Origin of the sequence: Streptosporangium sp. NPDC006930, assembly GCF_040635605.1 — a bacterium.
Classification (GTDB): domain Bacteria; phylum Actinomycetota; class Actinomycetes; order Streptosporangiales; family Streptosporangiaceae; genus Streptosporangium.
Genome location: NZ_JBEYID010000042.1, coordinates 24,887 through 37,414 on the forward strand (window position 1 = coordinate 24,887; position 12,528 = coordinate 37,414).

At 71.3% G+C, this 12,528-nt stretch carries 1 protein-coding gene; it reads right to left on the minus strand.

The window, feature by feature from the left end:
• Nucleotides 1-15: 15 nt before the first annotated feature.
• Nucleotides 16-12,519 carry an SDR family NAD(P)-dependent oxidoreductase gene (locus tag ABZ664_RS38450; RefSeq protein ID WP_362522023.1) on the minus strand — a complete coding sequence of 4,168 codons (12,504 nt, stop codon included), beginning with the start codon at nucleotides 12,517-12,519 and terminating at the stop codon, nucleotides 16-18.
• Nucleotides 12,520-12,528: the final 9 nt, after the last annotated feature.

Below are 12,528 nucleotides of genomic sequence, written 5' to 3' on the forward strand. Positions count from 1 at the left end.
CGAGGCGAGCCGGGATCACAGCTCTTTCAAGTGACCCAGTTCGCTTTCGATGATGCCGAGAAGGTCCTCGGCACTCGCTGATTCGAGCATGTCTGCGACAGCGATTTCACTAGTTCCTGCGCCGCTGCCGCTCACCTTGCCCAGCAGCTGCCGAAGCCGGGTCGCGATGCCGTTCCGAGTGATTTCGTCCATCGTGTCCTCGGAAAGGGCGGCCTCGAACCGGTCGAGGTCCTCCAGCAACGAGGGCTTCGCGGCCTCGGCCTCTCCGGGCGCGATCTCCGCGAGGAGGTGTTCGGCGAGCACGGTGGGGGTGGGGTAGTCGAAGACGAGGGTGGAGGGCAGCCGCAGCCCGGTGGCGGTGTTGAGGCGGTTGCGCAGTTCGATCGCGGTCAGCGAGTCGAAGCCCAGCTCACGGAACTCGCGCCGTACCTCCACCGCCGTGGAGTCGGGGTGTCCGAGAACGGCGGCGGCCTGGGTGCGGACCAGGTCGATCAGCATGCGGATCCGCTTGGGGTGGGGCAGGTCGGTGAGTCGCCGGGACAGTGCCGCGCCCGCGCCGCCGCCTCCGGTCTCCGAGAGCGCGGCGGCCGTACGGCGGGTGCCGCGCACCAGGCCGCGGAACAACGGCGGCACCTGCTCCTGCGGCAGTGTCGGCGGGTTCAGCCGCACCGGGATCACGAGCGGTGAGTCCGACCCGATCGCCGCGTCGAACAGCTCCAGCCCCTGCTCGGTGCTGATCGGCGGCAACCCGGCCGCGGTCATCCGCTGCACGTCGGCCTGCGACATGCCCCCGGTGATCCCGGTGGTCTGCGCCCACAAACCCCACGCCAGCGACAACCCCGGCAATCCCTGCGCCCGGCGCCGCGCCGTCAACGCGTCCAGCCAGGCGTTCGCCGCCGCGTAGTTACCCTGACCCGCACCGCCCATCAGCCCGGCAAGCGAGGAGAACACCACGAACCCGGCCAGATCCATGCCCTCGGTCAGCTCGTGCAGGTGCCACGCCGCGTCCACCTTCGGCCGTAGCACCCCATCCAGCCGCTCCGGCGTCAACGAGGCGATCGTGCCGTCGTCCAGCACACCCGCGGTGTGGATCACCGCGGTCAGCGGATGCTCGGCATCCACCCCGGCCAGCAGGTCGGCAACCGCGTCCCGGTCGGCCACGTCACAGGCGGCCACGGTCACCTGAGCGCCTCGCGCCGCCAGCTCCCGCTCCAGGTCCCGCGCGCCGGCCGCCTCCAGGCCTCGGCGGCTGGCCAGCAGCAGATGCCGCATCCCGTGCTCGGCCACCAGGTGCCGGGCCACCTCCGCCCCCAGACCACCGGTGCCGCCGGTGATCAGCACCGTGCCCTGCGGGTCCCAGACCTGAGGCATGGTGAGCACGATCTTGCCGGTGTGCCTGGCCTGGCTCATGAACCGGAACGCCTCCCGGCCACGGCGCACATCCCACGCCGTCACCGGCAACGGCCGCAACTCACCGGCTGCGAACAACTCCATCAGCTCGGCCAGGATCTGCCGCAACCGCTCGGCGCCGGCGTCCATCACGTCGAACCAGTGGTACTCCAGCCCGGGGAACTGCTCCTGGTCGCGGATGTCGAGCTTGCCCATCTCCACGAACCGGCCCCCGGGGCGCAGCAGCCGCGCCGAGGCGTCGATGAACTCACCCGTCAGCGAATTGAGCACCACATCGATGCCCCGCCCACCGCACACCTCCCGGAAACGCTCCTCGAACTCCAGGGTGCGCGAAGAGGCGATGTGGTCGTCCGGGATGCCCATCGACCGCAGCACGCCCCACTTCGCCGGACTCGCGGTCGCGAAGACTTCCACGCCCAGGCGCTGCGCCAGCTGGATCGCCGCCATACCCACACCACCGGTGCCCGCGTGCACGAGCAGCCTCTCGCCCGCCCGCAACCGGGCCAGATCCATCAGCCCGTAGTAGGTGGTGAGGAACACCACCGGAATCGTCGCGGCCCCCTCGAAGGAGATCCCGTCGGGAATCTTCGCCAAGGTCTTCGCCTCGGCGACGACCAACGGACCGAAGCCGCCCTCGGTGAGGCCGACCACCCGGTCGCCCACCCGCAGGTCCTCGACCCCGGGGCCGACCTCGACCACCACACCGGCGGCCTCGCCACCCATCAGGCCGACCTTGTCCTGGAACCACCCCAGCGCGTTCAACCCGTCCAGCAGGTCACGGAAGTTCACCCCCGCCGCACGCACCGCCAGCCGAACCTGACCAGCCTCCAGCGGCTCGGCCGCCTGCGGGAACGGAAGCAACTCCAGCGCGTCCAGACTGCCCTTGGCCCGGCTGCCCAGCCGCCACGCCGTACCCGACGGAGGCAACAGACCCGCACCCGAGGTCAGCGACGCCAACCTCGGCACCCGCACCCCACCCTCGCGCACCGCCACCTGCGGCTCACCGGAAGCCAGCACCGCGGCCAACGACGCGGGAGGCACCTCCGAGTCGACGTCGACCAGCACGAACCGGCCCGGGTTCTCCGACTGCGCGGAGCGCACCAATCCCCACACCCCCGCGGCCGCCAGATCGGCGACCGCCTCACCCTCACCCGCGGCCACCGCACCCCGCGTCACCACCACCAACCGCGAGCCGGCGAACCGCTCATCGGCCAGCCACCCTCGCAGCAGATCCAGTACCCCGGCCGTCACCGCGTGCGCCGACTCCACCACGTCGGTGTTCTCGGAGGAGTCAACGGTGAACGTCACCACGTCCGGCACCGGATCCAGCGAAGCGAGGTCTCCGGTCGTCTCGGCCACGCTCACCCCGGTGGTCGATTCCGGCGTCTCGGGCAGCGTGCTCCACTCCACCCGGAACAGCCCGTCCCGCTCCACGCCACGACCGCCGTCGACGATGAGCTGGTCGGACGTAACCGGCCGCAGCACCAGCGACCGCGCCGACAGCACCGGCTCCCCGGCGGCGTCCACGGCCGCCAGCGACACGGAATCGTCACCCGTCCTGGCCAGCCGCACCCGCAGCATCGACGCGCCGGCCGCGCGCAGGTTCACCTCACCCCACGAGAACGGCATCCGGCCGCCCTTGACCGGCTCCAGCCCGACGAACGGCACCGCGTGCAACGCCGCGTCCAGCAGCGCCGGATGCATCCCGAACGAACCGGCGTCACCGACCTGCTCGGGCAGCGCGACCTCGGCGAAGACCTCTCCGTCCGCGCCGTACCAGGCGGCGCGGAGATTCCGGAAGACCGGGCCGTACGCGAACCCTCCGGCGGCCAGGTTCTCGTACAACTCGTCCAATTCGACGGCGGTCGCACCCTGCGGAGGCCATACCTCCGCGTCGAACGGCGCGGCCTCCGAAACCCCGGTCGCGAGCGTGCCGGTGGCGTGCCGTACCCACGGCACGTCGTCGGCCGCCTCGGCCGACCGGGCGTAGACGTTCACACTCCGGTGACCCGTCTCCTGCGCGGCGCCCACCCACACCTGCACCGCGACGGCGTCGTTCTCGCCGAGCACCAGCGGCGCCGTCAGGGTGAGCTCCTCCACCAGGTCACAACCGACCTGGTCACCGGCCCGCACCGCCAGCTCAAGGAACCCGGTGCCCGGGAAGATCACCGCTCCGGACACGACGTGATCGGCGAGCCACGGGTGCGATCGCACCGACAACCGCCCGGTCAGCAGCACACCGTCGGAGTCTGCGAGGCCCACGGCGGCGCCCAGCAGCGGGTGCCCGGCTGTCGCCAACCCGGCTGCGGCCACGTTGCCCACGCCGGCCCTCACCCTCCTGGGCCAGAACCGCTGGTGCTGGAAGGCGTACGTCGGCAGGTCGACCCGGCGACCACCGGGGAGGACGGCCTTCCAGTCGATCTCCACCCCGTGCACGTGCAGTTCGGCGAGCGCCGTCATGGACGCGACCTGCTCGTCGCGGTCCCTGCGCAGCATCGGTACGAGCACGGCGTCCGACTCGTGCGCCTCCGCGTCGGCGGCGAGGGTGTCGGCGGCCATCGCGGTGAGTACCCCGTCGGGGCCCAGCTCCAGATACGCCCGCACGCCCTGGCCGTGCAGGGTGCGCACGCCGTCGGAGAAGCGGACCGCGCCGCGCACCTGCTCCACCCAGTACTCCGGTGAACACAGCTGCTCGGCCGTGGCCGCCCGCCCGGTCAACGTGGATACGATCGGGATCTGCGGCGGGTCGTAGGTGAGCGCCCCCGCCACCGCCCGGAAGTCCTCCAGCATCGGGTCCATCAACGGCGAGTGGAACGCGTGCGACACCCGCAGCCGCTTCGTCCGAACTCCCCGCTCCTCCAGGGCGGTGGCCACCTCCAGCACCGCCTGCTCAACGCCGGAGATCACCACCGAGGTAGGGCCGTTCACCGCGGCGACCGACACCTCATCCTCGCGCCCGGCGAGCAGCTCGGCGACCGCCTCCTCGGCGATCTGAACCGCCACCATCGCCCCACCGGAGGGCAGTGCCTGCATCAACCGCGCCCGCGCCGCCACCAGCGCACACGCGTCGGCGAGCGACAGCACACCGGCCACATGAGCAGCCGCGATCTCCCCGACCGAGTGCCCGGCCAGCACGTTCGGCCGCACCCCCCAGGACTCCACCAACCGGAACAGCGCGATCTCCACCGCGAACAGGGCAGGCTGCGCCCACCCGGTCCGATCCAGCGCCTCCGCCTCGGCCGTCCCCGGCTCGGCGAACAACACCTCCCGCAGCGACCCGTCGAGCAGCGGGTCCAGCTCGGCGATCACCGCGTCCAACGCCTCGGCGAACACCGGGAACCGCGCATACAACTCCCGGCCCATCCCGGCCCGCTGACTGCCCTGGCCGGTGAACAACACCGCCAGCTTCAGCTCGCCCGCTGCCACCCCGCGCACCACACCCGCACCCGGCAGGTCCTCGGCAACGGCCCGCAGCCCGGCCAGCGCGTCGGCCCGGTCCCCGGCGACCACCACCGTCCGGTGCTCGAACGCCGACCTCGTCGTGGCCAGCGAGAACGCCACATCGCCGAGACTCAGATCGGGCTCGCCGTCCACGTACGAGACCATGCGTCCGGCCTGCGCACGCAACGCCTGATCGGTACGGCCCGAGACCACCCACGGCACCACTCCCGCGGCCGGAGCCCTGCCCTCTCCTTCCGGCGCTTCCGATGCTTCCGGTCCCTGCTCCAGGATCATGTGCGCGTTGGTGCCGCTGATCCCGAACGACGACACCCCTGCCCGCCACGGACGGTCCGTCCGGGGCCAGGGCGTGGTCTCGGTCAGCAGCTCCACCGCCCCCAGGGACCAGTCCACGTGCGAGGAAGGCTCGTTCACGTGCAGCGTCCGAGGCAGCACGCCGTGCCGCAGAGCCATCACCATCTTGATCACGCCCGCGACACCGGCCGCGGCCTGCGTGTGACCGATGTTCGACTTCACCGAACCCAGCAGCAGCGGCCGATCCTCCGGCCGATCCTGGCCGTAGGTCGCCAGCAACGCCTGCGCCTCGATCGGGTCACCCAGCGTCGTCCCCGTACCGTGACCTTCCACCACGTCGACCTCGGAGGGCTTCAAACCCGCCCCGGCGAGCGCCTGGCGGATCACCCGCTGCTGAGACGGACCGTTCGGCGCGGTCAACCCGTTCGACGCGCCGTCCTGGTTCACCGCCGACCCGCGCACCACCGCGAGCACCTCGTGGCCGTTGCGACGCGCGTCCGACAAGCGCTCCAGCACGACCATGCCCGCGCCCTCGGCCCAGCTCACCCCGTCGGCCGCCTCCGAATAGGACTTGCAGCGCCCGTCGCCGGCCAGCCCGCCCTGCGCACTGAAGTCGATGAACGCGCCCGGCGACGCCATCACCGTCACCCCACCGGCCACCGCGAGCGAGCACTCACCCGAACGCAGCGCCTGCGTCGCCAGGTGGATCGCCACCAGGGAGGAGGAACAGGCGGTGTCCACGGTCACCGCCGGACCCTCCAGGCCCAGCGTGTAGGAGATCCGGCCGGACAGCACGCTTCCCGCGGTGCCGGTTCCCATGAAGCTCATCACGTCCGGGGGGAACTCAAGGCGACCCGACCGGTAGTCGTGATACATCATCCCGGCGAACACGCCGGTACGGCTGCCATGCAGCGAGACCGGGTCGATTCCGGCCCGCTCGATCGCCTCCCACGACACCTCAAGAAGCTGTCGCTGCTGCGGGTCCATCGCGAGAGCCTCACGCGGCGAGATCCCGAAGAACCCGGGATCGAACTCCCCGGCCTCGTGCAGGAACCCACCCTCACGCACATAACTGGTCCCGCGGTTCTCCCGATCCGGGTTGTACAACCCGTCGAGATCCCAGTCGCGGGTCGTCGGGAACCCGCTGATCCCGTCCCCGCCCTCGGCCACCAGCCGCCACAGATCCTCGGCGGAGTTCACCCCGCCCGGGAAGCGGCAGGCCATGCTCACGATCACGATCGGGTCGTCGTCCACCGGCGGCAGCACCGACGGCGTCGTTTCCTGAGCCTCCGCCTGCGCGCCCATGAGCTCGTCGAGCAGGTGTTTGGCCAGCACGGTCGGCGTCGGATAGTCGAACACCAGCGTGGCCGACAGGCGCAGACCCGTCGCCGCGTTCAGCCGGTTACGCAGTTCGATCACGGTGAGGCTGTCGAAGCCCAGCTCGCGGAACTCACGCCTCACCTCCACCGTCTCCGGCGTGGCGTGCCCCAACACCAGCGCCACCTCGGTCCGCACCACGTCCAGAAGGACCTCGACGCGTTCCGCGGCCCCCAGCGAGGCCAGCCTCTGCGGCAGTTTGCTCCGTACCTGCGGGGCGGCGGCCGTCGAGCGGCGCGCAGCGGGGAGCAGCCCGCTCAGCATCGGCGGCAGCTCCGTATGCGCCCGCAGCGCCGGCATGTTCAGGCGGACAGGGGCCACCGCCGGCGCACCGGACCCGATGGCCGCGTCGAACAGCGCCATGCCCTGCGGGGGCGAGATGGGCAACAGGCCGCTCATGCCCCACCGCTGCACGTCCGCCTGCGACATCCGGCTCGTCATCCCGACGTCCTGCGACCACGGGCCCCAGGCGAGCGACACCGCCGGCAGTCCCGCGGCTCTCCGGTGCTGGACCAGCGCGTCCAGGAACGCGTTGCCCGCCGCGTAGTTGCCCTGCCCCGCCCCGCCGAACGTTCCCGCCACCGACGAGAACACCACGAACTCCACCAGGTCCATGTCACGGGTGAGCTCGTGCAGGTGCCACGCGGCGTCCACCTTCGGCCGCAGCACCCCGGCCAGCCGCTCCGGCGTCAACGAGGCGATCGTGCCGTCGTCCAGCACACCCGCGGTGTGGATCACCGCGGTCAGCGGGTGCTCGGTCGGCACCTCGGCCAGCAGCGCGGCCACCTGATCCCGGTCGGCCACATCACACGCCGCGACGGTGACCTCGACCCCGTGCGCGATCAGCTCGGCCTGCAGCTCGACCGCACCCGGAGCGTCCAGACCTCGGCGGCTGGTCAGCAGCAGGTGCCGCACCTCGTGCTCGGCCACCAGGTGCCGGGCCAGCTCCGCACCCAGACCACCGGTGCCACCGGTGATCAACACCGTGCCCTGCGCATCCCACCGCCGGGGCATGGTCAGCACGATCTTGCCGGTGTGCCTGGCCTGGCTCATGAACCGGAACGCCTCCCGGCCCCGCCGCACATCCCACGCCGTCACCGGCAACGGCCGCAACTCACCCGCCGCGAACAACTCCATCAACTCGGCGAGAATCCGCTCCAGCCGCTCAGAGCCGGCGTCCATCACGTCGAACCAGTGGTACTCCAACCCCGGGAAACTCTCCTGGTCACGAATGTCCAGCTTGCCCATCTCCACGAACCGGCCCCCCGGACGCAACAGGCGCGCCGAGGCGTCGATGAACTCACCCGTCAGCGAGTTGAGCACCACATCGATGCCCCGCTCACCGCAAACCTCCCGGAACCGCTCCTCGAACTCCACACTCCGCGAAGAGGCGATGTGATCGTCCGGGATGCCCATCGACCGCAGCACGCCCCACTTCGCGGGACTGGCCGTGGCGAACACCTCGACCCCGAGCCGCTGGGCCAGCTGGATCGCCGCCATACCCACACCACCTGTACCGGCATGCACCAGCAGCCGCTCCCCCGCCCGCAACCTGGCCAGATCCATCAGCCCGTAGTGGGCCGTGAGGAACGTCACCGGGATCGTCGCGGCCTCCTCGAAGGAGATCCCGTCGGGGATCTTCGCCCGGACCTGGGTGCTGGTGATCGCCATCGGGCCGAAGCCGCCCTCGACCAGGCCGACCACCCGATCCCCCGGCCGCAGGTCCTCGACCCCGGGGCCGACCTCAAGCACCACACCGGCGGCCTCGCCACCCATCAGGCCGACCCTGTCCTGGAACCAGCCCAGCGCGTTCAGCCCGTCCAGCAGGTCACGGAAGTTCACCCCCGCCGCGTGCACCGCCATCCGAACCCGCCCCGCCTCCAGCGGCTCGGCCGCCTGCGGGAACGGAAGCAACTCCAGCGCGTCCAGACTGCCCTTGGCCCGGCTGCCCAGCCGCCACGCCTTCTCACCGGCCGGAGGCAGCAACCCCGCACCCGAGGTCAGCGACGCCAACCTCGGCACCCGCACCCCACCGTCGCGCACCGCCACCTGCTGCTCACCGGAAGCCAGTACGACGGGCAGCGCGGACAGGGCCGTCTCGTACTCCTCCACATCGGCCAGCAGGAAGCGGCCGGGGTTTTCCGCCTCGGCACTGCGGACCAGTCCCCACACGGTGGCCGCGACCGGGTTCGACACGGTCTCGCTGTCATCGGTCGCAACCGCGCCCCGGGTGACGAACACCAGGCGCGAGTCACTGAACCGCTCATCGGCGAGCCACTGCTGAAGCAGGTCGAGAACCCGTGCGGTCAGCGCGTGCGCCGCCTCCACCACGTCCGAGGAGTCGGCGGCGTCGATCTCGACGGTCACCAGGTCGGGCATCCTGCCGAACGGCAGTTCCAGCGAATCGAGGTCGCCGGTGAGCTCGGCCACCTCCAACCCGATCACGGCGTCCACCGGGGAGACCGTCATCGGCACGGTGACCCAGTCCAGCCGGAACAGCGAGTCCCGCTCCACCCCACGGTCGGGGGAGGCCGCAGCGACCTGGTCGGACGAGACCTGCCGCAGCACCAGGGAGCGCGCCGACAGCACCGGTGCGCCGACGGCGTCCACCGCCGTCAGCGACACGGAGTCGGCGCCGGTCACGGCCAGCCGCACGCGCAGCGCCGACGCGCCTTCGGCTCGAAGGCTCACGTCGCTCCAGGAGAACGGCAGCCTTCCGCCCTCGACCGCCTCCAGCCCGGCGAACGGCACCGCGTGCAACGCGGCGTCCAGCAGCGCCGGATGCAACCCGAACGAAGCCGCGTTCGACGTCCCCTGCTCGGGCAGGGCGACCTCGGCGAAAACCTCGCCGTCCTGGCCGCGCCAGGCGGCTTTCAGTCCTTGGAACACCGGCCCGTAGGCGAGTCCGCCCTCGGCGAGGCGGCCGTACAGCCCGTCCAGCCCGATCGCGGTCGCCCCATCGGGGGGCCACACCGTGGCGTCGAACGCGGCAGCCTGGCCTTCGCCCCCGCCCGTAGTCGTCAGCGTGCCGGTGGCGTGCCGCATCCACGGCACGTGATCCTCGGCCTCGGCCGGGCGGGCATAGATGCCGAGCACACGCCTGCCCGACTCGTCCGGGGCACCCACCGACACCTGCACCGCGACCGCGTCGTCCTCGCCCAGCACCAGCGGCGCGGCCAGCGTCAGCTCCTCGACCAGGTCGCAGCCGACCTGGTCACCCGCCCGCACCGCCAGCTCCAGGAAGCCGGTACCGGGGAAGAACACCATCCCGGCCACGACGTGATCGGCCAGCCACGGGTGCGACTGCGACGACAACCGCCCGGTCAGCAGTACGCCGTCGGAGTCGGCGAGGCGAACGGCGGCGCCCAGCAGCGGATGCTCGGCCGCGGCCAGACCCAGGCCACGAGCATCCCCGACGCGCTTACCGGTCGGCCAGAACTGCTGACGTTGGAAGGCATAGGTGGGCAGCGCCACCCGGCGCCCGCCCGCGAGCACCGCCTGCCAGTCGAGCGGTACCCCGTGCACGTGCAGCTCGGCCAGCGCCGTCAGGATCGCCGACTGATCATCGCGGTTTCTCCGCAGCACCGATACGAGCAGAGGATTCGAATCCGCATTCGTGCCCGTGGCGAGGTGGTGGGCGCCTGAGTCCTCTGCCACCTGGGAACGGGCGGCCTCGTCCGAATCGGCGAGCACCCTCAGGGTGTCGTCGGCCATCGCGGTGAGCACCCCGTCGGGGCCCACCTCCAGGTAGGCGCGTACCCCCTGGTCGTGCAGGGTACGGACGGCGTCGGAGAAGCGGACCGCGCCACGGACCTGCTCCACCCAGTACTCCGGCGAGCACAACTGCTCGGCCGTGGCCTGCTCCCCGGTCAGGGTCGAGACCACCGGAATCCGCGGCGGGTCGTAGGTGAGCGTCCGGGCCAGGGTGCGGAAGTCCTCCAGCATCGGATCCATCAACGGCGAATGGAACGCGTGCGACACCCGCAACCGCTTCGTCCGCACCCCCCGCTCCTCCAGGGCGGCGGCCACCTCCAGCACCGCCTGCTCAACCCCGGAGACCACCACCGAGGACGGGCCGTTCACCGCCGCGACCGACACCTCCTTCTCCCGCCCGGCCAGCAGCTCGACGACCTGCTCCTCGGCGATCTGAACCGACACCATCGCCCCACCGGAGGGCAGTGCCTGCATCAACCGCGCCCGCGCCGCCACCAACGCACACGCGTCCTTCAGCGACAACACCCCCGCCACATGAGCAGCCGCGATCTCCCCGACCGAATGCCCGGCCAGCACATCAGGCCGGATCCCCCACGACGACACCAGCCGGAACAACGCGGTCTCCACCGCGAACAGCGCCGGCTGAGCCCACCCGGTCTGGTCGAGCGCCTCCGCCTCCGCAGATCCCGGCTCGGCGAACAGCACCTCCCGCAGCGACCCCTCAAGCAGCGGATCCAGCTCCGCGATCACCTCGTCCAACGCCTCGGCGAACACCGGGAAACGGTCATACAGCTCCCGGCCCATCCCCGCCCGCTGACTGCCCTGGCCGGTGAACAACACCGCCAGCTTCAGCTCGCCTCCGGCCACGCCGCGCACCACACCCGCACCCGGCAGATCCTCGGCCAGCGCACCCAACCCGGCGAGCACGCCGTCACGATCACCGACCACCACCGCCCGATGCTCGAACGCCGACCGCGTCGTCGCCAGCGAGAACGCCACATCGGCCAGACCAAGATCAGGCTCACCCTCCAGGAACGACGCCAACCGCCCGGCCTGCGCCCGCAACGCCCCCGCAGAACGACCCGACACCAGCACCGGCACCGGCACCGCGCCCGGTTCGACCTCGCCTCGCGGAGCCTCCGGCTCCTCTGCTTCGGACTCGGGGAACTGCTCGATGATCACGTGCGCGTTGGTGCCACTGATCCCGAACGACGACACCCCCGCCCGCCACGGCCGCTCCACCTGCGGCCACTCCACCTGCTCGGTCAGCAACCTCACCGCGCCCGAGGCCCAGTCCACGTGCGACGACGGCTCGTCCACATGCAACGTCCGAGGCAGCACCCCGTGCCGCATCGCGAGCACCATCTTCATCACACCGGCCACACCGGCCGCCGCCTGGGCGTGACCGATGTTCGACTTGATCGACCCCAGCAGCAGCGGCCGATTCTCCGGCCGGTCCTGGCCGTAGGTCGCCAGCAGCGCCTGCGCCTCGATCGGGTCACCCAGCGTCGTCCCCGTACCGTGACCTTCCACCACGTCGACCTCGGAGGGCTTCAAACCCGCCCCGGCGAGCGCCTGGCGGATCACCCGCTGCTGCGAAGGACCGTTCGGCGCGGTCAGGCCATTGGAGGCGCCGTCCTGGTTCACCGCGGAACCGCGCACCACCGCGAGCACCTCGTGGCCGTTGCGGCGCGCGTCCGACAGCCGCTCCAGCACGACCATGCCCGAGCCCTCGGCCCAGCTCACCCCGTCGGCCGCGTCCGAGAAAGACTTGCAGCGCCCGTCGCCGGCCAGCCCGCCCTGCGCGCTGAAGTCGATGAACGCGCCCGGCGACGCCATCACCGTCACCCCACCGGCCAGTGCGAGCGAGCACTCACCCGAACGCAGCGCCTGCGCCGCCAGGTGAATCGTGACGAGAGATGATGAACACGCCGTGTCCACCGTCATCGCGGGACCTTCCAGCCCCAGCGTGTACGAGATCCGCCCCGACAACACGCTCCCGGCGTTACCGATGCCGAAGAAACTCATCACATCCGGCGGCAACTCCACACTGGACGCGTAGTCGTGGTACATGATCCCGGCGAACACGCCGGTTCGGCTGCCGCGCAGCGAGAGCGGGTCGATTCCGGCCCGCTCGACCGCCTCCCACGACGTCTCCAGCAGCAGTCGCTGCTGCGGGTCCATCGCGAGAGCCTCACGCGGCGAGATCCCGAAGAACCCGGGATCGAACTCCCCGGCCTCGTGCAGGAACCCACCCTCACGCACATAACTGGT